A 23,822-nucleotide genomic window follows, 5' to 3' on the forward strand; every position below is an offset into this window, starting at 1 on the left:
GCGGCCCGAGCGCCAGTCTATCAGGCCGGCGAGACCGGCGGGCACGCGCCCGGAACGAGCCGCCCTCCCCGTCACGCCGTCCGATGCGTTCGCATCCGAATCGATCCAATCCAGGAGCGCCCATGGCCGAGCATCCGCAAGAGCGACTCATCGAACGGTTCAAGGAGAACCTCGCCGCCGACGACCCGTCACTCGAACATATGCAGACGCATATCTCGCACGTGTTCCTGACCGGTCCCTGGGCCTACAAGGTGAAAAAGCCGATGAATTTCGGTTTTCTCGACTTCTCCACCCTCGATCGACGCCGCCACTTCTGCGAGGAAGAGCTTCGGCTCAACGCCCGACTGGCTCCCGAGTTATACGACTCGGTGCTTGGCCTGGACGCCGACGGCAAGTTGATCGAGTCGAGTGAGGCGGCCGAGGAATTCGTCATTCGAATGCGCCGCTTCGATCAGGCCGACCGGCTCGACCACCTCGCCCGACACAAGGGCCTCGACGAGGAGCTCGTCGATCAGATCGCCGACCAGATTGCCGCTTTCCACGCCCGGGCCGAGGTCGCCCCGGCCGAGACGCACTTCGGCACCCCCGAAACGGCGTGGGCACCGATGCAGCAGAATCTCGACCAGATCGGGCCCTTGCTGGAAACCGACGAGGATCGTGCACGCCTCGACGAGATGGCCCGCCTGTCCCGCTCCGCCTTCGAGGCGGTTCGCCCGACCCTCGAGCGTCGCAAGCGCGAAGGTCACATCCGCGAATGCCATGGCGACATGCATCTGGCCAACATGGCGTTGCAGGACGGGGTTGTGACCATCTTTGACGGTATCGAGTTCAACGACGATTTCCGCTGGACCGATACCGCCAACGACCTTGCCTTCGCCCTGATGGACCTCAACAAGCGGCGCTTCATTGCCGCGGCGCGCCAGCTGCTGAACCGCTACCTCGAGATCAGCGGCGACTACGAGGCCCTGCCCACCCTGCGCTACTACCAGGGCTACCGTGCGGCGGTGCGCGCCAAGATCGCGCTGTTGAGCCTTCGCGACGGCATGCCCGACGAGGAGCGCGAGGCCGCATGGCAGGACTTCCGCGACTACGCGGACCTCGCCAATGCGTTCTTCACCCCGAGTCAGGGGCAGATCTACATCACCATGGGCGTCAGTGGCAGCGGCAAGTCGCTCGCCAGCCAGGAACTGGTCATCGGCCGCGGCGCGGTGCGGGTCCGCTCGGACGCCGAGCGCCAGCGCATGTTCACCGACCCGGCCGAACGCTACACGCAGATGGCGAGCGATCGCACCTACGACCGCCTGGCCGAGATCGCCCGACTGGGCGCGGAGACCGGCTGGCCGATGGCCATCGACGCCACCTTCCTGGAGCGTGAGCGTCGCGCCCAGTTCGAGTCGCTGGCAGAAGAGATCGGCACGCCCTACACGATCCTGTTCATCGAGTGCGACAACGAGCAGCTCTTGAAGTACCTGCGCGACCGTCAGGCTCACGGTGGCGACATCTCCGAGGCCGACGAGCAGGTCCTCGAGCATCAGCTGCAGAAACTCGAGGCCCTCGGCCCGGACGAGGCAAGGCACTGCGTCCGCCTGAAATGCGACGTTCCTTTCGGGGCACAGATCGCCGAGCGCCTCCCCTGAGGCGACCGACCGGCCATCACTCCAGCGGCTCGACCGTCGCCCCACCCCGGACCGCGTCGACCGCCAGCCGATACATGTCGATATCCAGCGGCGGCTCGGCATCCACGCCATGCAGTATCTCTTCCACCTCACCGGGCGCTCGCGCCGTGCCCAGATAGCGCCAGTGCCGGAACAGGTGCCGCTCCTCCCTGCCGTCTCGCGACTCGAGGATGGCGATGGCGCCCGGGTACGGCCAGGCCTCGAACGCCAGCGGCGCCAGCGCCAGCTTCAACCGCAGGCGATGGGCGATTTCCGGTTCGGCCCCGGCGCACAACCCTCGACACGTACCGATCTGGTGGGCGAAGCAGGCCCGCCCCTTGCCTGACTCCAGTCCGAGAAACTGCGGGCACAGACCATGCTCCCGCGCCAGCTCGGTCAGGCGTTCGCGCGCCTTGTGACGGGAACGGAACATGCCGTGGGCGCGACGCAGGTCGGCCGGATCGATCTCGTCGATCGCGCGCAGCTGCGGCGGCCGGTCGCTCTCGTCGTCCCAGTACCAGGTCAGAAGCGAACGCTGGGCACGCAGGCGGCGATTAAAAATCGGCTGGTCGCGCTTGACCAGCCAGGCCTCGGTCAGCAACGCACCGAACTCGCCGGCGGTCTCGATCCAGTCGAGATGATAAGTCTGCTGAGCGATGCGCATCTCGCGATCGTTGCGGTGGTCGTCAGAGAAGTGCGAGCGTACCCGCGAGCGCAGATTGACGCTCTTGCCGACGTACAGGAGCGCCCCCTCCTCACCGTAGAAGCGATACACGCCCGGCACAGCCGGCACGGCATCAAGGACCGCCGGGTCGAGGTTGGGCGGCGTGCTGGCGCGGGGGACCTGCCGGGCGAGCGCTTCGATCACCGCTTCAACCCCGTCGCGTTCGACAAAGCGCGCCATCAGGGCCGGCAGCGCCTGGCAGTCGCCCATCGCCCGGTGGCGGTCGCCCACCGGCAGCTGGTGCCTGGCGACCAGGCTGTCGAGGTTGTGACGTCGCTCACCCCGGTCCAGCCGTCGCGACAGCTTCACCGTGCACAGCTCGCGGAGCGTGAGCACCTCACCGACCGCCCGAAACGCATTGCGCAAGAAACCGGCATCGAAGCGGGCGTTGTGCGCCACCAGCCAGCGGCCTTCGAGCCGCTCCGCGATCGCCTCGATCAGGCGGGAAAACACGGGCGCCCCTTCGACCATGGCATCGGAAATGCCGGTCAGGCGGGTGATAGTGGGGGGAATGGCCACGCCCGGATCGACCAGGCTCTGCAGCGGCTCGCCGACCACGCCGTTATCGACCGGGATGATGGCGACCTCGGTGATGCGGTCACGCGTCGGCCGCGTGCCGGTGGTCTCGAGATCGACGAACGCCAGACGGTCAAAAGGCACTGGCAGGGATGCCAGCGCCTCCATGCGCTCACCGGGTTGGGGAAGACCGATCAACGCCCTACCCGTCGAGCGTCTCCACGCGCATGCGCACCACCGGCGCCCGGACGGTATCGAGTGCCTCGATCTCGGCGATCGCCTCGTTCATCGCCTTCTCGCGCACCTGGTGCGTGAGCATGACGATCGGCAGGGTCCGCTCGTCCTCGCTCATCTCCTTCTGCATCATCGCCTCGATGGAGACCTCGTGGTCGGCAAGGATCTGGGCGATGCGCGCGAGCACGCCCGGCTTGTCCTGCACCGCAATGCGCAAGTAGTAGGCCGTCTCGATCGACTCCATCGGCGCGACCGGCATGTCACTGATCTGATCGGGGACCACCGCGAGATGCGGCACGCGGTGCATCGGGTCGGCGGTGAGCGTGCGCACAACATCGACCAGATCGGCGACCACCGCCGAGGCGGTCGGATCGGCGCCGGCACCGGCGCCGTAGTACATGGTCGGACCGACTGCATCGCCCCAGGCGAGCACGGCGTTCTGCACGCCGTCGACGTTCGCCAGCAGGCGACGCTCGGGGATCAGGGTCGGGTGGACGCGCAGCTCGACGCCGTCGTCACGCTGTCGGGCAATGCCCAAGTGCTTGATCTGGTAGCCGAACTCGCGGGCGTACTGGACGTCCTCGGTCTCGATGCCGGAGATGCCTTCCGTGTAGACCTCGTCGAACTTCAGCGGCATGCCGAAGGCGATCGCGGCCAGGATGGTCAGCTTGTGCGCCGCGTCGATGCCCTCGACGTCGAAGGTCGGATCGGCCTCGGCAAAGCCAAGATACTGGGCTTCGGCGAGCACCTCGGCGAACGCCCGACCCTCATCGCGCATGGCGGTGAGGATGTAGTTGCCCGTGCCGTTGATGATGCCCGCCAGCCACTCGATGCGATTGCCGGCCAGACCCTCGCGGATCGCCTTGATGATCGGGATGCCGCCGGCCACGGCCGCCTCGAAGGCGACCATGGTGTGATGCTTCTGGGCCAGCTCGAACAACTCCATGCCCTCGTGGGCGATCAGCGCCTTGTTGGCCGTCACCACCGGCTTGCCCAGCTCGAGCGCGCGCCGCATCAGGTCGCCGGCCGGACGCATGCCGCCGATCAACTCGACCACCACGTCCACTTCCGGATTCTCGACCACTTCCATCGGATCGGTGGTCAGCGTGATGCCTTCCAGCGGGCAGATGCGCGGCGCGTCGAGATTGCGGGCCGAGGCGTGCACCACCTCGATACGCCGGCCGGCGCGGCGGGCGATCTCCTCGGCATTGCGGGTCAGGACGTTGACCACGCCGCCACCAACGGTACCCAGGCCCAGCAGCCCGATACGTACTGGCGGCAGCGCCTCTGTCTCGTGTGTCTGCATCTGGCTCATTGACCTCCCTCCGACGGCGGGGTGATCCCGTGGGCGCGAAACATCGCCTTGATGCCGCGGATCGCCTGTCGGGTGCGGTGTTCGTTCTCGATCAGCGAGAAGCGCACGTGGTCGTCGCCGTAGGCGCCGAAACCGATGCCCGGCGAGACGGCCACCTTGGCCTCGGCCAGCAATAGCTTGGAGAACTCCAGCGACCCCAGGTGCGCGAACTGCTCCGGAATCTTCGCCCAGACGAACATCGTCGCCTTGGGCGGCTCGACCGGCCAGCCGGCGGCGTTCAGCCCCTCGCAGAGCACGTCGCGGCGGCGACGGTACATGTCGCAGATCTCGTCGACGCACGTCTGGTCGCCCTCGAGCGCGAGGATCGAGGCAACCTGGATCGGGGTGAACGTGCCGTAGTCGAAGTACGACTTGATCCGCGACAACGCGCCGACCAGCGTCGGGTTGCCCACCATGAAGCCGACACGCCAGCCGGGCATGTTGTAGCTCTTCGACAGGGTGAAGAACTCAACCGCCACGTCCTTCGCCCCGGGCACCTCCATGATCGACGGCGCCTTGTAGCCGTCGAAGACGATGTCGGCATACGCGAGATCGTGGATCACCCAGATACCGGCCTCGCGGCAGATCCCGACCACCTTCTCGAAGAACTCCAGATCCACGCACTGCGTGGTCGGATTCGCCGGGAAGTTGAGGATCAGCATCTTCGGCTTGGGCCAGGTCTCCTTGATCGCCCGGGTGAGCTCCTCGAAGAAGTCCACGTCCGGCGTGAGTTGCACGTGACGAATGTCCGCATCGGCGATCACCGAGCCATAGGGGTGGATCGGGTAGGCCGGGTTGGGCACCAGCACCGTATCGCCCGCGGACAGGGTCGCCATCGCCAGGTGGCCAAGACCTTCCTTCGAGCCTATGGTGACGATCGCCTCGGACTCCGGATCGATCTCGACGTCATAGCGATTGCGGTACCAATTGGCGATCGCGCGACGCAGACGCGGAATGCCCTTCGACTGCGAGTAGCGATGCGTGTCGCCGCGGCGAGCCGCCTCGACCATCTTCTCGACAATGTGCGGCGGGGTCGGCTGGTCCGGGTTGCCCATGCCGAAATCGACGATGTCCTCGCCGGCGGCTCGCGCCTTCGCCTTGAGTTCGCCGGTGATGTTGAAGACGTAGGGCGGCAGTCGCTTGATGCGGGCGAAATGTTCGTTCACTTGGACTCTGGTGCGTCTGGGATGGTGGACAAAACGCGGCTGGCTCGACTCAAGGGCCGAGCTCGGGCAAAGGGTACAAACAGTAAGGAGAGGCGGGCTGACTGTCAATGTTCGAGCCGCCTTCCCGAGCGGCTCGGACGAGCATCTGCAGAGCAGAATGCGGACGGGCCCACGCCCCCCTCGATCAGACCTGCCGGTCCGGTCCGGAGAAGCACGCACACCGCCTGCCTGTCGGCACCGATTGGCTCGCCTCTGCCCCGATCGATCGCCAACGCCCCTCCGCACCACGACTCCGCATGCTAAGGTTCAGACACATCCAAACGGGACAGGAATGGGCGGGCTTCCCCGTCCTGGCCGTCGAATACGGAAGGGACTCCCCTCATGATGAACGATCCGTCGCTGTCGCGTCGAGACACAGAAACCGGGATGCGCCGTCTCGGCGACCCCCTGGTGCTCGTGCTGACCATTGGCTTCGTCGTCACCTTCATCGGCCTGAGCCTGTACGACATGGATCGGGTCGCCGATGGCATCGGCGCGGGCTTTGCCTGGACGGCCCGCGTGCTCGGCTCCTACTTCCAGCTGTTCCTGCTGTTGACCTTCTTCATCGCGATCGGGGTGGCTCTGTCGCCGGCGGCCAAGGCCACGGTGGGCGATCTCGAGACCCCCGAGATGAGCACCTTCAAGTGGCTGTCGATCATCATGTGCACCCTGCTCGCCGGTGGCGGGGTGTTCTTCGCCGCCGGCGAGCCGGTCTACCACTTCCTGGTCACGCCACCGGCGTTCGATACCGAGGCGGGCACGCCCGGCGCAATCGCCGGCGCCCTGGCGCAGTCATTCATGCACTGGGGCTTTCTCGCCTGGGCGGTGCTCGGCTCGCTCACCGCCGTGGTGCTCGCCTACGCGCACTACATCAAGGGCCAGCCGCTACGCCCGCGCACCCTGCTCTACCCGGTGTTCGGCGAACGCATCATGCGCGGCTGGTTCGGCGGCGTGGTGGATACCTTCTGTGTAATCGCGGTGGTCGCGGGCACGGTCGGGCCGATCGGCTTTCTCGCCACGCAGCTGAGTTACGGCCTGCACGAGCTGTTCGGCCTGCCGGCGACCTTTTCAACGCAGCTGGGGATCCTGGCGTTTCTCGGCGCGATCTACATCACCTCGGCGGTCACCGGGGTGCACCGCGGCATCCAGTGGCTGAGCCGCTTCAACGTGATCCTGGCCATGGTCATCGGCGCGGTGATCTTCGTCTTCGGCCCAACTCTATTCCTCGCCAACATCTACGTGCAGGGCATGGGCGAATACGTCTCGTCGTTCTTCACCATGGCGACGATGACCGCCGAGACCGCGCCGGGCTGGTGGATGCAGTGGTGGACGGTGTTCTTCTTCGCCTGGTTCATCGGCTACGCGCCGCTGATGGCGGTGTTCGTCGCGCGCATCTCGCGCGGGCGGACTATTCGCCAGATGATCCTCGCCGTGGCGGTGATGGCGCCGATCGCCACCACCATCTGGTTCACCCTGCTGGGCGGCTCGGGCATCTTCTACCAGCTCGACGGCGCGATCGACCTGACCGAACCGCTGAACAACTTCCAGTTCGACGTCGCCACCCTGACCGTCGCCCAGGCCCTTCCGGGCGGCACCTGGATGGCCGGGGCGATCATGGTGCTGACCCTGATCTTCGTCGCCACCACCGGGGACTCGATGAGCTACTCGATCGCCATGGTTGGCTCGGGACACGATGCGCCCCACCCGCTGGTACGCGCCTTCTGGGGCGGCGTAATGGCCGTAATGGCGGCGATGCTCCTGTACATGGGATCGGGCCAGATCAGCGTGCTGCAGCAGTTCATCGTCATTACCGCGATACCGGTGTCACTGATCCTGCTGCCCTCCCTCTGGACCGGCCCAAAGACGGCCTATGCAATGGCACGCGCCCAAGGTTTGCTCCCCGAGGACTAGCCCGACAGGCACCTGTCGCGGTGTCTATACTCCCGGATTGCCCACCGGGAGGAACCGATCATGCACGTACAATGGATCTCTGCCGCGCGCCTCCTCCGGACCGTGGTACTGCTGGGTGCCGGTCTGGGTTGGCAAGCACCGGCCGTCGCCCAGGGCGACTTCAAACCGGCCGGGGAGACAGTCGACTACCGGGTCGGCAACGAGACCTTCAGCGGGTACTTCAGTCCGGCCGCCGGGATGGCGCGCGGGACCGTTCTGGTGATCCACGACTGGGATGGGATCGACGACTACGAGCGCAAACGGGCCGACATGGTGTCGAAGATGGGTTTCGATGCGTTCGCCGTCGATATCTACGGCAAGGGCAATCGCCCTCAGGAAACCGGGGCGAAGAAGGCCGAAACCCAGCGGCTCTACCAGGATCGCGAACGCATGCGCCGCCTCGCTCTCGCCGGGCTTGATGTTGCCCGCGAACAGGGAGCGGAACGCGAGACGGTTGTGATGGGCTACTGCTTCGGCGGTGCGGTGGTACTGGAGATGGCCCGCAATGGCCTGGGCGATTCCATCCGAGGCTTCGCCACGTTCCATGGCACGCTGGCAACGCCGGATGACCAGGAGTGGAGCGATCCGGGCGTGCCGATCCTGGTCACGCACGGGGGCGCGGACACGGCCATTCCCATGACGGACGTCACGACCCTGAGCCGCGATCTCGAATCAGTCGGGGCGAGCTACGAAATCGAGATCTATTCGGGCGCACCGCACGCGTTCACCGTCTTCGGCACGCCCCGCTACCAGAAGCGGGCCGACGAGAAATCCTGGGACGCCTTCACCGACCTGCTCGACACGGCGCTCTGACGCTCAGGCGCGCGTCCATTCGAACCGCCGTGCCTTGAGTCGCTCGATGTGCTGGCGCACGGCGCGCGAGGCGGCCAGTTCGACGATCGCCTCGCACTGGGCCCTGGGCACCCGTTGGGCGTAATCCCAGCGCTCCATCTCGGCGGCGACGGCCCGCTTGAGCGGCTCGATCTCCACCCGGTTCTCGGCAAGCCAGTCCAGGGCAAACTTGATGGCCTGACTGGTCAGGATTTCTCTCGTACTGGTACTCATCGGATCAGGGGCAACACGCAGGACGTTTGGTTGTGGCTCGGGGATGGCCACGACGGGGGCGGCATCCTACCGGCTCGGCTTGCCCGGAGCCAGCTCATTCGCCCACCACGATGTCTTCCGCGTCTAGACTTAACGAAGGGGTTCGCCCCCTGACCGCCACCCCGTCGTGATGACCTGGCCATGCTGCACGCCCTGCTCAATCGCCGCGCGCTCCGATTCCTGCCTCCCGCCCTGGCTCTCATGGCGGCCACGGCAACCGGGATCACTGTCGCGGACGAGGCGGTTTCCGCGACCCCTGCGGAGATGCGCGCCTGGATAGAGACCATGAAGAACGCGCCGCGAGGGCCGTTCGAACGCATCCGCTGGTTCTGCGAAGACGGCACCGTCCTCCCCCCGACGCCCTATGCGTGCCGCCCGCATGGTGGGGGGATACAACACGGCCAATGGAACGAGCGGGCCATGGCGATCCGGGCACAGGGCTACCCCTTCGCCACCCTGCTGGCCGAGCTCGAAGCCGAGGATTTCCTCGGGCCCGACGGCCAGCACCAACGGTTACGCGAGATACTGGTCGAGCGCTTCCTGATCCGCTTCGATGACGGCTGGGTCTTCCGTCGCGCCCGGTTCTACCGTGGCGCCATCCAGCTTGAGGACGAGCAACGCCAGACACGGACACTGCTGCTCGCCCTGCTCGACGATCCATACTGGCGCGACCCGCAGCGCTTTCTCACGCTGCGCGAGGCTACTCGCCTCCTGCCGGTAGAGGGAGGCAGAAGCGACGCCACCCTCGCCCGCGACCTTGCCATCGAAATCGCCGAGGTTGACCCCAATTTCCAGCCACTTCGCAGCAAGATACACGGCCTTCCAGATGCCGGCGATGCTGAACGGGTACGCGACTACGCCGAGGCCCATGGCGATCCGGCACTCGACGAACGATTCGACGAGCTGGTGGCGGCTCTCGAGCGCCTGCATGCGCCGCAGACCGCCGTGCACCGGCTGGAACAGCTGGCAAGCGACACCCGCGACCCAGCGCTCCGTTCGTGGCTAGGTGACGCGGCACAACGGCTGACCGCAAGCCACGACCTGGGCAAGCGCCTCACCGCCACCGGCGAACTGGCTGCCACGGCACGCGAGTTGATTCTCGCGGACAACGACCTGTCGGCGGAGAACCGCCTGCTTCTCATGCGGGCCAGTCTCGCGCTCGAGAACGAGGCCTATGCCATCGGCAGCCAGCTCACTGCCCGCCAACAGCAAGTGCCGTCCAGCCGCGCCGAGCGCCTCGACTGGCTGGCCGCCTTGGGCCAGAGCCTCTATGGAACAGGTTTGCTGTCCGCCCGCCAGCAGAAATATCTGGAAGAGGCCGTGGCAGACCTTCGCGAAACCCCGCTCGAGGCCAGCCACTACGCCGACCGGCTGGCCTACCTGTCGCGTGTCGTGACCTGGGCGCAACGGGCCATGGCGTTCGAGTTCGGCCCGGCACTGGATCATTGGGCGGAACTCGCGCCGTCGGTTCGCTACTACATCCCCGACCGGCTGCGTGACAGCCCGTTGCTGGTCTTCAGCCGGGTGATCGATCCGCTGCGTGCCGATGCCTCGCGGCTGCTGGGCACACCGGACGAGTTATTCGGCACGTCGGTCAGCGGCGGCTTGCGCGCCCTCAACCCCGGGCTGCGCCGCGGGGTGCTCCGTCGTGCGCCCGATGCCCCCAACCAGATCGGCGCCTTCCAGGCCGACGGCATCTACGTCTTGCCGGAGACGACCGCCGACCTGCCGCCGATCGCCGGCATCCTCACCCGGGACGAGGGCAGTTCGCTGTCGCACGTGCAACTGCTCGCCCGCAACCTCGGCATTCCCAACGTGGTGATCGACTTCGAGCTACTCGACCGAATCGAGCCGTTCTTCGGCAAACCGGTGGTGTTGGCCGTCAGCCCCGGCGGACGAGTGCAGCTGGCACGCGACAGCCCGGAATGGGACCGGTTCTTCCCACGATCGGACCAGCCATCCGAGAGCAAACTGGAGGTCGACACCGAAAAACTCGATCTCGACCACACCGAGCTGATCCGGCTGCATTCCCTTCGGGCGGCCGACTCGGGGCGTCGGGTCGGACCGAAGGCGGCCAATCTCGGCGAACTGGCCCACCATTACCCGCAGCAGGTCAGTCCCGGGGTGGTGATTCCCTTCGGCGTCTTCCGACAACTCCTCGCCCAGCCGATCGAGGCCGGTGGCCCATCCGCCCGGGAATGGCTCAAGGCCGAGTACCGTCGACTCGACCGGATCGGCAACCCCGACCGTCGCCGTCAGGAGGCTCGCGCGACACTGGAACGGCTGCGCGCATGGATCGGCCGCACCGAACTTCCCGCCGGCTTTCTGCGTGCACTGCGCGCCGCGCTGACCGGAACATTCGGAACTGCCGATACCGACGGCATCTTCGTCCGGAGCGACACCAACGTCGAGGATCTGCCGGGATTCAGCGGCGCCGGCCTGAATCGCACCGTAGCCCATGTCGTCGGGTTCGAATCGATCGTGGCCGCCATCCGCGAGGTCTGGGCCTCGCCATTTACCGAACGGGCCTTCGCATGGCGACAAGCGCGCATGGACAGCCCCGAACACGTCTACCCCTCCGTCCTGCTACAGGCGACGGTGCCGGTGGACAAGTCGGGAGTGATGGTGACGGTCGATCTCGACAGCGGCGACCCGCACTGGCTGAGCGTCGCCACCAGCGAGGGCCTGGGGGGTGTCGTCGAGGGACAGGCCGCCGAGGAGCTGCGCATCCACCGTCAAACCGGCGCCGTGCGCCTGCTGAGCGAGGCAACTGCCCCCTATCGCCGCGAGGCAGTCGCCAGCGGCGGGTTGCGGCAAGTGCGGGCCGCGGGTCCGTCACGCCTGTTGAGCGAGGGGGAAATCGAACGCCTGCGGGCGCTGGCGAATGATGTCGACCGCCGCTCGTTGGTGACCGGAGAGGACGGGTCGCCCGCACCGGCGGACATCGAGTTCGGCTTCGTTGACGGCCGGCTGGCGCTGTTCCAGACCCGCCCGCTGGTTGAGAACCGCCACGCCCGGGCGAGCGCCTATCTGGCCGACATGGACGCCCCGCTCCGGCACGGCCGCCCGACGCATGTCACCTTATCCGAACCGCCGCGCAGCGGTCCGTTCGGCGGCGCCCCATGAACGGCAGGCACCATCCTGTGCACTGGCCTACGCTCAGTTCATGAGCCCGTGGAACGGACAGTCAGCCTCTGGTCGCCTGCCGGGCATCCTGCTCGCCGTATTGGCGGCAGCGATCGCGCCCGGCACGGTGAGCGCCTACCCACTGGATGCCGCCGAGGAAACCGGCATCGAGCGGCTGACCGGCTATCGTCTGGCCAACGACGGCGTCATCCCGGGCAATCGGGTCCACCCCGGCGCCCTGCTCGATCGGGATCAGATTCAACTACGACTGACCGATCAGCCCGGCTTCTCGCTGCCGCCGAAAGACCCGGAGCTCACCCGGCGAATCGTTGGGCTGCTGGGATCGGATGCACCGCGATACAGCCTCAGCGTCCTCGACATCAGCGATCCCGACGCTCCGCTCTATGCCGAACACAACGGCCATGCCCGCCGCACGCCCGGTAGCGTCGGCAAGGTAATGCTGGCCGTCGCCCTGCTGCAGGCAATCGCCGACCGCTACCCAGACGACATCGAGGCCCGCAAGCGCCTGCTGCGCGAAACGCAGGTGACGGCCGACGAGTTCATCCATTGGGACAGCCACAAGGTGCCGCTGTGGAGCGCCGAGCGACAACGCTTCACGCGCCGCCCGCTGCGGGTGGGCGACACCGCCAACCTGTGGACCTATCTCGACTGGACCCTCTCCGCTAGCTCCAATGCCGCGGCCAGCGCGGTGATGAAGCAGCTAGTGCTGCTCCACTACTTCGGCGACGCCTATCCGGTGCCCCCGGAGCGCGAATCGGAACTGTTCGAGGAGCTGTCGTGGAGCGAGCGGCGCGAGGTGCTGCTGGACGCCCTGCTCACCCCGCTGGCGCGCAACGGCTTCGACACGGAAACCCTGCGTCAGGGGGCGTTCTTCACCTCGAAAGGCAAGCAGCGCATGCCCGGCACCAACAGCCTCGCGACCACGCGAACGCTGATGGAGCTGCTGGTGAAGATGGAAAAGGGTGAGCTGGTGGATGCCTGGTCGAGCCGCGAGCTGAAACGCCTGCTCTACATCACTCAGCGGCGCATCCGCTATGCCTCGTCACCGGCGCTCCGGGACGCGGCGGTGTACTTCAAGTCCGGCTCGCTCTACAAGTGCGACCGGGAGAAGAACCCGGACTGCGGTAAGTATCGGGGCAACGTCTACAACTACATGCACTCGGTCGCCATCGTGGAGTCGCCCGCTGGCGACCCCGATCACGTCTACCTGGTGACCATGACGTCGAACGTGCTGGGAAGGAATTCCGCGGTCGCCCACCAGACGTTCGCCACCCGGCTCCACCGTCTGCTGACCGGCTGGCGAGAGTGAGAGGCGTGCGGCTGCCCCGTCCCCGATCAGAGACCGGCGGTGCGTACCGGCGACTTGAGGATCAGGCCATCGAGCTCGACGATCAGGCGCTTGAGCCAGTCACCACCACGAGCATTCCGGGCCAGCGCCACGGCAATGTAGGTCCGCCCACCGTGCTCGACGATCGCGCTGTCGGCGTGCCATTCGCGCCAGCTGCCGGATTTACGATAGATCTGCGCATCCGGCGCCTCGTGCAGCAGCCCGCCAACAAACTTGTGATTGATGGCCGGCTCACCGAGGATCGACTTCATCTCCCGCGACCATTTGGGAGAAACCAGGCCGCCGGTCTCGAGCAGGTAGTAGAACCGCGCCACCTGGAAGGTGGTCGCCCCGTGCGAGAGATGGTGCAGGGGGTCACGCTCGTAGGCCGAGCCGCGACCGTACTCCTTGCCGACCCAAAGCCCGCCGTTGAGCTCCTCGTCGTAGAGGCGATAGCGTGGCGAACGGAGCACATCGTTGATGTAGTCACGCCCCACTCGGCGGATCATCTCGGTGGCAGCCGAGTTGGAGGACTTCCGGATCATCCGTGTGAGCAGATCGCGGGTTTCCGCATCCAGTGCCAGTTCGCCCTGATCGATGCGCTGGAAGGCTGCCAGCAGGATGGCGATCTTGGGCAGGCTGGCCGCGTAGAGCATCTCGTCACCGTTGACCTCGGCCAGACGCGGCCGCTCGGGATCGGTCACGTCCACCAGGGTCACGGCCAGTTGGCCCGCCGATACGCTGTCGTTCAGTCGCAGTTCGTCCAGCCGGGCCTCGAGGCGGGCCTGCAGGGTCGGGTCGGCAGCATCGCGCAGGGTGGAGGCATCGGCGGGCAGCGCAGCTTGCGCCGCGCCCCACGCGCTGCCTACCAACAACATCATCGCCCACATCAGCCGCATGGCCACCTCCTGACCGGAGCCGGTCGGAATCAAACACAAAATCTCCGCCACAATACCGCACTTTTGCCGTAAAGTCATGGTGATAGCTCGACGGAGGGACCCCGTGTGAATCTGCTGCCGCGCCATGAAACCTCGCTGACGCTGCGCCGCGTGCTGCTGTTCACGAACTTCTTTCTGATCATCGCCGCGGTGTACCACCTCAAGCCGGCGAGCCGCTCGCTGTTCCTCAGTGCACTGGGTGCCGATGCCCTGCCTTGGGTCTGGATTGCTACGGCCATCGCGCTCGGACTGACCATCGGGCTCTACCACCGTCTGATTGCGCGCTTCTCGCGCATCCATGTGGTGCTCGGCACCTGCACGATCGTCATCGGGGTGCTGCTGGCACTCTACCCATTGATCGACAATGGCGGCTTCGCGCCCGCGTTCGCGTTCTATGTCTTCGTCGACATGACCAGCGTGATCCTGGTGGAGCAGTTCTGGAGCCTGACCAACAGCATGTCCACCACGCGCGAGGGCAAGCGCTGGTACGGCTTCATCGCGACCGGCGGGCTGGTCGGCGGGGTTGTCGGCGGGATCGCGTCGAGCGCGTGGATCCGTCAGTTCGGTCTGGAAACGATGGACCTGCTTCCCATCGGGGCGGCCCTGTTCGGGTTGCTGGCCCTGCTCACCCTGCTTATGGGGCGCCTGGGCCTGTACACCGAGAAGCACGGCGTGGACAGTCACGTCAGCCCATCGACAGGCGACTGGCGCGCGATCCTGCATCACCGATACCTGCTGCTGATCGCCCTGATCCTGCTGCTCGCCCAGATGGCCGAGCCGATCATCGAGTATCAGTTCATGAAGGTGGTCGAGGCGACCATCACTGACCGGGACGCGCGCACCGCCTATCTGGGCGCGTTCTTCAGCGTACTCAGCGCGGTGGCCATCGGCATCAACCTGCTGATCACGCCGCTAATCCACCGCTGGCTCGGCGCGCTTGGCGGCCTGTTCGTCCAACCGCTCGCCGTGCTGGCCGGCAGCCTCTGGTTCATGTCGCAGGCCACGCTGCAGGCGGGCGCTTTTCTCAAGATCGCCGACCGCGGCCTGTCCTACTCGATCAACCGCGCCTCCAAAGAGCTCCTGTACGTCCCGATCGCGCCATTGCTGATGTTCCGTGCCAAGGCCTGGATCGACATGTTCGGCTACCGGCTGTTCAAGGTGACCGGCTCGCTGCTGATCCTGCTGCTCACGCAGTGGATCCCTTGGCCGCTCGAGGCGGCCGGCCTGGCGTGGCTGGTGCTCGGCATCTGTCTGGTGTGGATGCTCGTATTGACCCGGCTGGGCACCCGCTACCGAGATCTACTGGAGCGGGCCGAGACAATCCACCGCAATTCATGAGGGTCTCTCGCCGGGCATGAAAAAACCCGGCTCCAGGGGCCGGGTCTTTTGTCCGCAGGCTTTGCCGGGCGGTCGTCAGCCCTCCCCACGCCCCTTCGGCGTAAAGTGTTCCGCGAACTGCTGGAAGGCGCCGGTGAGCTCCATTGGCAGCGGGAAGAAGATCGAACTGGTCTTGCCGCTGGTCGACATGTCCGCCATGGTCTGCAGGTAGCGCAGCTGCAGCGCCGCCGGGCTCTCCTCCATCATCCTCGCGGCATTGACGAGTTGCTCGGCAGCCTGGAATTCGCCCTCGGCGTGAATAACCTTGGCGCGCCGCTCCCGCTCGGCCTCGGCCTGGCGGGCGATCGCGCGGATCATGGACTCGTCCAGGTCGACGTGCTTGATCTCGACGTTGGTGACTTTGATGCCCCAGGCATCCGTCTGCTGGTCGAGGATGCCCTGGATGTCGTTGTTGAGCTTGTCGCGCTCGGAGAGCATTTCGTCGAGGTCGTGCTTGCCGAGCACCGACCGCAACGTGGTCTGTGCGAGCTGGCTGGTGGCGGCGTAGTAGTTCTCCACCTGGATCACCGCCTTCTCCGAATCGACCACCCGGAAGTAGAGCACCGCATTGACCCGCACGGTGACGTTGTCCTGCGAGATCACATCCTGACTGGGGACATCGAGAGTGATGATGCGCAGGTCGACCTTGACCATCTGCTGGATCACCGGCACGACGATGATCAGACCGGGCCCTTTCACCCGCTGGAACCGGCCGAGAAAGAACACCACGCCGCGCTCGTACTCGCGCAGCACCCTGAGCGACATCGCGATGATCGCGACCAGGATGATCAGTGGCACCACCAGAACACCGAAATTACCGAGCATCGTCCGTCTCCTCCCGGGGCCCTCGGCCCTTCGTTATCGTCTCGTCGTCACTATTCCACCGGCTCGACGGTCAGCGTCAGCCCGTCGATGGCCACCACCCGTACCGTCTGCCCGGAGCGGACCGGCGAACGGGTGCGCGCATTCCACAGCTCGCTGTGCACCCACACCCGGCCGGTGGCGGAAAAGTCCTCGCGCGCCGTACCTTCCATGCCCACCATTTCCTCGTAACCGGTGGCCGGCTTCTTGCGCCGCACGTCGAGAAAGCGGCCCAGCACCCAGATGGAGAAGCCGGCGATGCCGAGCGCAACGCCGATGATCAGTGGCAGGGCAATATTCAGGTTGGGGTCGTCCCAGAGCATGATGGATCCCGCGGTGAAAGCGGCCAGGCCGCCGATGCCAAGCGCGCCGAAACTGGGCACGAACGCCTCGGCGATCATGAACACAATACCCAGCAGAATCAGTGCCAGGCCCGCGTAGTTGAGTGGCATCACCTGCAGGGCGAAGAAGGCCAGGATGAGCGCGATCGAGCCGATCGTCCCGGGCACGATTGCGCCGGGGTTGGCCAGCTCGAAGATGATGCCGTAGATCCCGATCAGGAGCAGGATATACGCGATATTGGGATTGGTGATCACGGCGAGCAGCTCGGCGCGCCAGCCCGGGTCCTTGCGCACCACCTCGAGGTCGTCGGTCGAGAGCGTCCGTGGCGTTCCGCCGACCAGCGCCTCGCGGCCGTCGAGCTGGGCAAGCAGATCGGAAACGTCCTTGGCGACGATGTCGATCACATTCTGCTCGAGTGCCTCGCGCGCCCCGAGATTGGCGCCTTCGCGAACCGCCTTCTCGGCCCAGTCGGCGTTGCGCCCGTGACGCTCCGCCAGCCCACGGATGTAGGCGACCGCGTCCTCGAGCACCTTGCGCTCCATGGCACTACCCGCCTTGGCGGGCTCCTCCTCGCCATTGCCATTGCCGCCCTCATCCGGCGACGGCATGCCGGGCAGGCCACCGCCGCCGATCTGAACCGGCGTGGCCGAGCCGAGGTTGGTCGATGGCGTCATCGCCGCCACCGGCGAACCGTAGAGTATGTAGGTGCCAGCACTGGCGGCCCGTGCCCCGGCCGGGTGGACGTAGCTCGCTACCGGTACGCGGGCCTGGAGAATCGCCTGGATGATCGACCGCATGCTGGAATCGAGGCCGCCGGGCGTATCGAGTTGCAGGACGACCAATTCGGCCCCGGACGTCTCCGCCGATTCGATACCGCGCATGACGTAATCGGCAGTCGCCGGCGTGATCGCATCCTGCACCGTCAGCAGGATCGCCTCGCGCTGGCGATCCTGGGCCGTGGCGGCAATCAGCCAGACCAGCCCGGCCAAGGCCACCAGCACCCACGCGAACCAGCGCCATGCGATCCGGAACCTTTTTCCCTCGTGGGATGCTGCCTGCATGCCGAATACCCGTCTCCTTACTTCCGTCACCGACCGCAATGACGGCCGGAACCCGACACCAGCATAGGTCATTGATCTGTCCCGGGCAGGAACGCCCCGTCCACGAAAAAGGCCGCCCATGGGCGGCCTCTTTTACCGAGTGTCGAGAGACAGCCGTCAGCCGCCGGTCATCGACATGAAGCGGACCACTTTCTCGGGTTTTTCGGTGAACTCGTGGCGCTCGGGCTTGAGAGCGATCGCCTGCATCAGCGCCTCCTTGAGCTCGTCGTCGGGAATGCCCTTTCGCAGCAGCGGGCGGAAGGAAAAGCTCTCCTCCTGTCCCAGGCACATGTACATGGTGCCGTCGCAGGACAGGCGCACGCGGTTGCATGTCTCACAGAAATGGTCGGACATCGGGGTAATGAAACCGACCATGGTCTCGGTACCCGCCACCTGCAGGTAGCGCGCCGGACCGGCGCCGGTGACCGAGTTGACTGCGGGAATCAGGTCGTATTTCGCCTTGAGGCGCTTCTTGACGTCCTGCAGGCTGACGTAGCGATCGATGGCGTCGCGGCCGGTCTCGCCCATCGGCATGGTCTCGATCATGCGCAGGCTGAAACCGTTGTCGATGCAGTAGTCGAGCAGATCTTCCATGTCGTGCTCGTTGAGGTCCTTCATCACCACGGCATTGATCTTGATCGGATCGAAGCCGGCATCCTTGGCGGCGGCCAGGCCGTTGAGGACCTTGTCGACCTTGCCTTTGGTGATCGACTTGAAGCGCTCGGGATCGAGTGTGTCGAGGCTGACGTTGATCCGATCGGCCCCGGCGGCGCGCAGGGTCTCGGCCATCTTGTTCATGCGGGTGGCGTTGGTCGACAGGGACACGTCCTGAATGCCGGGCATCGACGCGACCCGGCCGACAATGTCCTCGATGCCCTTGCGCACCAACGGCTCGCCGCCGGTGATCCGCACATGGGAGAGGCCCATGTCGGCCATCACGCCCACCAGGCGCTCGATCTCGTCGGGGGTGAGCCAGTGCTCGGGGACCTCGAAGTCCTTGAAGCCCTCGGGCATGCAGTAGAAACAGCGCAGGTCGCAGCGGTCCGTCACGGACAGCCGCAGGTAGTTGATGGAACGTCCGAAGGGGTCGGTCAACTGCTGCATTGTCTTGTCAGCCCTTGCCTGGACCATGCCGACATCCGAGTGGCATGGGTGTCTGAAAGAAGCGTGACCGGCACGGCGGCCGATCGCGCGGGAATGGGTCCGGCCGGGACCGAGGGGTCGGAATCGGCCTCGACCGGAGCCTGCTATGCAGGAGCAAGTGAAACGTGCGTCATGTTCACTTGGACATAACGGTATCAGCCACGCATGAAAATGCAAGCGTTATGGCGAGACAAACCGAACGGATAACGCACGATCAACGTGGCCGGCGGCCTGGCGTCAGGACGCGGCGTCGGCCTGCCAGTGGCCGCTCTTGCCGCCCCGCTTCTCCAGCAACCGGGTCTGCTCGATCACCATGCCGCGATCGACGGCCTTGCACATGTCGTACAGGGTCAGCGCGGCAACCGAGGCAGCGGTCAGCGCCTCCATCTCCACGCCGGTCTGACCGGTCACGGCACACTCGGCGGTGATGTGCACGGCATGCTGTTCCGGCTCCGGCGTGAGCTCGACCTTCACCTTGGTGAGCATCAGCGGGTGACACATCGGGATCAGATCGCCGGTGCGCTTGGCCGCCATGATGCCGGCGATCCGCGCGGTGGCGAGTACGTCGCCCTTCTTGTGGCCGCCCGAGAGGATCAGCTCTAGGGTCTCGGGCTGCATGACGATGCGTGACTCGGCCACGGCGACACGCTGGGTGTGCGCCTTGTCGCCAACGTCGACCATGCGGGCCTCGCCCTTCTCGTCCAGGTGGGTGAGTGTGCGGCTCATAGACCAAGCTCCTTGAAGGCGGTGAATTCGACTGTATCGCCGGCGGCAAGACGGGCTCCGGGCGGGATCAATGCAAGGCCGTCGGCCCAGGCGAGCGAGCTCAACAGCCCCGAGTTCTGGTCCGGGTAGACGTCGAGCATCACCCGACCGTCGACCTCGACACGGCGCACGCGGATGTACTCCGGCCGATCCCCACCGGTTCTCGCCGAGGCCAGCGGCAGCGGCAGCGTCGGCCACGCGCCGGGATCTTCCTGCCCGGCCAGCCGGTCGATCGCCGTACGCACAAAGCGCAGGTAGGTGACGAAAGTGGAAACGGGGTTGCCCGGCAGGCCGAGGAACGGCGTGCCCAGCACCTCACCGATTGCCAACGGCTTGCCCGGCTTGAGGAAGATGCGCCAGTGATCGATGCGTCCCAGCGCCTCGACTCCGGCGCGCACCAGGTCGGCCTCCCCCACCGACACACCGCCGGAGGTGACGATCAGGTCGGCCTCGGCCGCCTCGCGCAGGCGCGCGTCAATTTCGGAGCGGTCATCGGGCAGCACGGCTCGCTGGACGATCTCGACACCAGCAGCAGCCAGCAGCACCTCCAGCATCGGCCCGTTGGCATCGTAGATCTTGCCCGGCGCGAACGGATCGCCGGGCGCGAGCAGCTCGTCACCGGTCGTCAACAGGGCCACGCGCACCCGCCGACCGACCGTCACTTTTGCCTGCCCCGTGCTGGCGAGCAGGCCGAGCATGGCGGCCGTGACACGCGTGCCGGCGGACAACAGCCGCTCGCCTTCACGCGTATCCGCACCGGTCTGACGCACGCCATCGCCCTGCGAGACGTCAGCCTGCCAACAGGCCCGGTCGGCATCGATCTCGACGGATTCCTGGGCGATGACCGTATCGGCCCCTTCCGGCAACAGCGCCCCGGTAAAGATGCGCATCGCGGTCCCTGGCTCGAGGGTCGCGGGCGGGTCGCCGGCGAACTGCTTGCCGACGACCGGACACGACTCGCCGGCCACCAGAGGGCCGGCACCCGCGTAACCGTCGAACAGGCTCAACGGGGCAACCGGCACGTCGCGCGGCGCGGTGACCGGCTCGGCCAGCACCCGGCCGACCGACTCGAGCACCGGCACCTGCTCGGCATCCCCGAGTGGCTGGATCCAGTCGCGCAGGCGCGCAACCACGTTATCGACCGTATCCATCGGCGCGGCCACCCCTTCAGTCCTCGAACTCGGCAAACCAGCGGCGGCGCGCCGCCTCGTCGCTCTCACGAGCATCCACCCAGCGGGTGTTGCCCTCGGGATCAACCTCCTTCTTCCAGAATGGCGCGTGCGTCTTGAGGTAATCCATGATGAAGGTGCAAGCATCCAGCGCATCACGTCGGTGGGCACTGGCGACCGCGACCAGCACGATCTGATCCGTGGGCCGCAGGTGACCCACTCGATGAACGATGCTCACGCCGGCCAGTGGCCACCGGGAAATCGCTTCGTCCGCCACCCGTCCCAGGGCGCGCTCGGTCATGCCCGGATAGTGCTCGAGCACCAGGTCGCTGACCTCGAGATCGTCGTTGATGTCGCGCACGGTGCCGAGGAAGCTCGCCACCGCACCCACATGAGCGCACTGCGAACGCAGTTCGCCGAGCACACCGCCGATGTCGAAATCGGCCTCTTGAACACGAATGGAACGGTACACGGTTGCTGTCGATGCCCTTCTGGATATTTCCGGCAGACTATAACGGTCCGGCGTGCGCCGGCCAAGGGCGTTATTGCCGGGGCGCGGTAGCATGCCGCCTGGCCAGGAAGCCCGCTTGAAGCCGCCTGCATGACTGATACCCCATTAAATGTTCAAAACCGGCCTCGGTTGTTAATTAGAACCCTCTGATGTAGATTGCTGCCGGTTCAAATTTTTGATCCGGTGGTCGATCATGGACCCCTGTCTGGATTGACCCGACCGGAAGACCCATGAACAATAGCGGGTCAATTGGCGACATCGGCAAGCCGCCGGCCTGTCCTCAAAAATGCGCGCCTTGCGGTTGTCGGAGAACCGCAAGGCACGGAATGGATCGAAATGAGTTGATCCGACCAATTGCCTACGATGCAGGAGTGAGCAATGTCAGAAACCACACTTGATCAGACGCCGCAGAGCGATGCCCGCGAGGGCGTGGCTTCCAGCGACCGTCGCAAATTCCTCCGCAAGAGCGTCGCGCTGGCGGCATCTGGCGCTGCCGCTGCAGCCGCCGGCAATGCCTACGCAGGTGACGTCAAGCTGGAGACCGTAACGGATCCGCTGAAGCCTGGCGCGACCCGCAACATCCTCGGCCGCGGCGTGGTATCCGTTCCTTACGGCATGCCGTCGAAGTTCGAGAAGCACGTCGTTCGTCGCAACGTCAGCTGGCTGACCGCCGATACCGTCGCCTCGATCAGCTTCACCCCGTGGCAGGACCTCAACGGCATCATCACGCCGAACGGCCTGCACTTCGAGCGTCACCACGCCGGTGCCGTCGACGTTGATCCTGAGACCCACCGCCTGGTTATCCACGGCATGGTCGACAAGCCGATGATCTTCACCATGGAAGATCTCAAGCGCATGCCGTCGCACACCGCGATCCACTTCCTCGAGTGCCCGGCCAACGGCGCAATGGAATGGCGCGGCGTCCAGATGGACTCCATGCAGTTCACCCACGGCATGATGGCCTGCTCCGAGTGGACCGGCGTCAAGCTGACCGACCTGATGGAGTACGTTGGTGTCGATCCGAAGTCGACCTGGCTGTACGCCGAAGGCACCGACGGTTCTGCCCTGCAGCGTTCCATCCCGATGGAAGGCGCCAAGGACCAGTTCGGCGAGCCGCTGCCGGCTGACAGCTGCGAGATGTACAAGGACGCGATGATCGCCTACGCCCAGAACGGCGAAGCGCTGCGTCCGGAAAACGGCTACCCGATCCGCTTCCTGCTCCCGGGCTGCGAAGCGAACATGTCGATCAAGTGGCTGCGCCGCATCAAGTTCGTCGACAAGCCGCTGGTCACCTACCAGGAGACCCGCCACTACATCGAGCCGCTGCCGGATGGCACCATCCGCCAGTTCTCGCTGGTGAACGAGACGAACTCCGTCATCAACTACCCGTGCCCGGACAACCAGATGAAGGGCAAAGGCGCCTACGAGATCCGTGGTATCGCCTGGTCGGGTCGCGGCAAGATCGCTCACGTCGACGTATCCGTCGATGGTGGCAAGAACTGGAAAGAGGCCGAACTGGTCGAGCCGGTCATGAGCAAGTGCGTGACCAAGTTCAAGCTGCCGTTCGAGTGGAACGGGGACGAGCACCTGATCATGAGCCGGGCCACCGACGAGACCGGCTATGTCCAGCCGACCCTGATGCAGCTGCGCAACGTTCGCGGCACCAACAGCATCTACCACAAGAACTCCATTCAGGCCTGGAAAATCGAGAAGACCGGCGAGGTGAAGAATGTCCAAATTGAAAACTTCTAAGTTCGGCCTGGGTCTTGCCGCTGGTGTGATGGCCCTGGGCCTGAGCACCGCCGGTATCGCAGGCGGTTTCAACGGCATCGGCGCGAACATCACCGAGAAAGCCGTCGATCCGTGGGACATCAGTGTGTTCTACGACGGCACCAACCTGCCGAAGGGCTCGGGCACCGTCGAGGCGGGCCAGCAGCCGTATGACGCCAAGTGCGCCATGTGCCACGGCGCGTTCGGTGAAGGCGCCGAGGGCTACCCGAAGATGGCCGGCGACCCGATGCCCGCGTTCATCCAGTCCCTCAAGCAGGGCCTCGATGGCGTAGGCAACCGTGGCGTGAACAACGCTTGGGGCCACGCTCCGACGCTGTTCGACATGATCAAGCGCCACATGCCGTTCTACGCACCGGGCACCATGGGTGTTGACGAGTCCTACGCTGTCACCTGCTACGTCCTGAACCTGGGCGGCATCGTCGACATGGACTTCACCTGCAGCAACGAGACGCTCGCAGACGTCGACATGCCGGCACGTGAGTACTACGTCACCGACACCCGTCCGGACGTGGACAACAAGCGTTGCATGAGCGACTGCTACGACGAGAAGCCGAAGGTTGTCGGCGCCGCGGTAACCGGCGTCAGCGAGTAAATCGCGACAAACTCTCG

At 65.7% G+C, this 23,822-nt stretch carries 19 protein-coding genes; 8 read left to right on the forward strand and 11 right to left on the reverse strand.

Annotation, left to right across the window (positions count from 1 at the left end; translation table 11 throughout):
* Positions 1-122: 122 nt before the first annotated feature.
* On the forward strand, positions 123-1,637 hold the full coding sequence (locus tag LV476_RS05610; RefSeq protein WP_250074253.1) for an AAA family ATPase: 1,515 nt from the start codon (positions 123-125) through the stop codon (positions 1,635-1,637).
* A 16-nt stretch (positions 1,638-1,653) separates the two neighbouring features.
* On the opposite strand, the gene LV476_RS05615 is transcribed toward LV476_RS05610, so the two are convergent.
* Genes LV476_RS05615 through alaC form a run of 3 tightly spaced genes read right to left on the reverse strand, consistent with a single transcriptional unit; the run spans position 1,654 to position 5,649 of the window.
* Positions 1,654-3,063 (reverse strand): exonuclease domain-containing protein, encoded by a 1,410-nt coding sequence (locus tag LV476_RS05615; protein WP_250074255.1) that lies wholly within the window; start codon positions 3,061-3,063, stop codon positions 1,654-1,656.
* A gap of 34 nt (positions 3,064-3,097) precedes the next feature.
* Positions 3,098-4,411 (reverse strand): homoserine dehydrogenase, encoded by a 1,314-nt coding sequence (locus LV476_RS05620; RefSeq protein WP_250076263.1) that lies wholly within the window; start codon positions 4,409-4,411, stop codon positions 3,098-3,100.
* 29 nt (positions 4,412-4,440) lie between these two features.
* Entirely contained in the window at positions 4,441-5,649 is a 1,209-nt protein-coding gene (alaC, locus tag LV476_RS05625) for an alanine transaminase (RefSeq protein ID WP_250074257.1), read from the reverse strand.
* Positions 5,650-6,030: 381 nt separating this feature from the next.
* On the opposite strand from alaC, the gene LV476_RS05630 reads away from it, so the two are divergent.
* On the forward strand, positions 6,031-7,599 hold the full coding sequence (locus tag LV476_RS05630; RefSeq protein WP_250074258.1) for a BCCT family transporter: 1,569 nt from the start codon (positions 6,031-6,033) through the stop codon (positions 7,597-7,599).
* Between the two features lie 60 nt (positions 7,600-7,659).
* Entirely contained in the window at positions 7,660-8,451 is a 792-nt protein-coding gene (locus LV476_RS05635; RefSeq protein ID WP_250074261.1) for a dienelactone hydrolase family protein, read from the forward strand.
* A gap of 3 nt (positions 8,452-8,454) precedes the next feature.
* On the opposite strand, the gene LV476_RS05640 is transcribed toward LV476_RS05635, so the two are convergent.
* A complete protein-coding gene (locus tag LV476_RS05640) occupies positions 8,455-8,703 on the reverse strand; it encodes a hypothetical protein (RefSeq protein WP_250074262.1) in 249 nt (82 codons plus the stop codon).
* 180 nt (positions 8,704-8,883) lie between these two features.
* On the opposite strand from LV476_RS05640, the gene LV476_RS05645 reads away from it, so the two are divergent.
* Positions 8,884-11,868 (forward strand): PEP/pyruvate-binding domain-containing protein, encoded by a 2,985-nt coding sequence (locus tag LV476_RS05645; protein ID WP_250074265.1) that lies wholly within the window; start codon positions 8,884-8,886, stop codon positions 11,866-11,868.
* 40 nt (positions 11,869-11,908) lie between these two features.
* Complete coding sequence (locus LV476_RS05650) at positions 11,909-13,198, forward strand: hypothetical protein (protein WP_250074267.1); 1,290 nt, start codon at positions 11,909-11,911, stop codon at positions 13,196-13,198.
* A gap of 26 nt (positions 13,199-13,224) precedes the next feature.
* On the opposite strand, the gene LV476_RS05655 is transcribed toward LV476_RS05650, so the two are convergent.
* Positions 13,225-14,115 carry a serine hydrolase gene (locus LV476_RS05655; protein ID WP_250074270.1) on the reverse strand — a complete coding sequence of 297 codons (891 nt, stop codon included), beginning with the start codon at positions 14,113-14,115 and terminating at the stop codon, positions 13,225-13,227.
* 105 nt (positions 14,116-14,220) lie between these two features.
* On the opposite strand from LV476_RS05655, the gene LV476_RS05660 reads away from it, so the two are divergent.
* Positions 14,221-15,492 carry an Npt1/Npt2 family nucleotide transporter gene (locus LV476_RS05660; protein ID WP_250074272.1) on the forward strand — a complete coding sequence of 424 codons (1,272 nt, stop codon included), beginning with the start codon at positions 14,221-14,223 and terminating at the stop codon, positions 15,490-15,492.
* 75 nt (positions 15,493-15,567) lie between these two features.
* On the opposite strand, the gene LV476_RS05665 is transcribed toward LV476_RS05660, so the two are convergent.
* The 6 genes from LV476_RS05665 to LV476_RS05690 form a co-directional block, all read right to left on the reverse strand.
* On the reverse strand, positions 15,568-16,356 hold the full coding sequence (locus LV476_RS05665) for a slipin family protein (RefSeq protein WP_349665997.1): 789 nt from the start codon (positions 16,354-16,356) through the stop codon (positions 15,568-15,570).
* Between the two features lie 50 nt (positions 16,357-16,406).
* Entirely contained in the window at positions 16,407-17,795 is a 1,389-nt protein-coding gene (locus LV476_RS05670) for an NfeD family protein (RefSeq protein WP_250074275.1), read from the reverse strand.
* A gap of 156 nt (positions 17,796-17,951) precedes the next feature.
* Positions 17,952-18,938 (reverse strand): GTP 3',8-cyclase MoaA, encoded by a 987-nt coding sequence (gene moaA / locus LV476_RS05675; RefSeq protein ID WP_250074276.1) that lies wholly within the window; start codon positions 18,936-18,938, stop codon positions 17,952-17,954.
* 276 nt (positions 18,939-19,214) lie between these two features.
* A complete protein-coding gene (moaC, locus tag LV476_RS05680) occupies positions 19,215-19,703 on the reverse strand; it encodes a cyclic pyranopterin monophosphate synthase MoaC (RefSeq protein ID WP_250074278.1) in 489 nt (162 codons plus the stop codon).
* Positions 19,700-20,893 (reverse strand): molybdopterin molybdotransferase MoeA, encoded by a 1,194-nt coding sequence (locus tag LV476_RS05685; protein WP_250074279.1) that lies wholly within the window; start codon positions 20,891-20,893, stop codon positions 19,700-19,702. The genes moaC and LV476_RS05685 overlap by 4 nt, the downstream gene beginning before the upstream one ends.
* A gap of 16 nt (positions 20,894-20,909) precedes the next feature.
* Positions 20,910-21,383, reverse strand: coding sequence for a molybdenum cofactor biosynthesis protein MoaE (locus LV476_RS05690; RefSeq protein WP_250074282.1), 474 nt, complete (start codon positions 21,381-21,383; stop codon positions 20,910-20,912).
* 417 nt (positions 21,384-21,800) lie between these two features.
* Here LV476_RS05690 and soxC point away from each other — a divergent pair, with 417 nt between their 5' ends.
* Together soxC and LV476_RS05700 are read left to right on the forward strand one after the other, a co-directional pair.
* Positions 21,801-23,174, forward strand: a complete 1,374-nt coding sequence (gene soxC / locus LV476_RS05695; RefSeq protein WP_250074283.1) for a sulfite dehydrogenase — start codon at positions 21,801-21,803, stop codon at positions 23,172-23,174.
* Positions 23,152-23,805 (forward strand): c-type cytochrome, encoded by a 654-nt coding sequence (locus LV476_RS05700; RefSeq protein ID WP_250074285.1) that lies wholly within the window; start codon positions 23,152-23,154, stop codon positions 23,803-23,805. The genes soxC and LV476_RS05700 overlap by 23 nt, the downstream gene beginning before the upstream one ends.
* Positions 23,806-23,822 lie beyond the last annotated feature (17 nt).

This window comes from Guyparkeria hydrothermalis (genome assembly GCF_023555385.1).
Taxonomy (GTDB): domain Bacteria; phylum Pseudomonadota; class Gammaproteobacteria; order Halothiobacillales; family Halothiobacillaceae; genus Guyparkeria; species Guyparkeria hydrothermalis_A.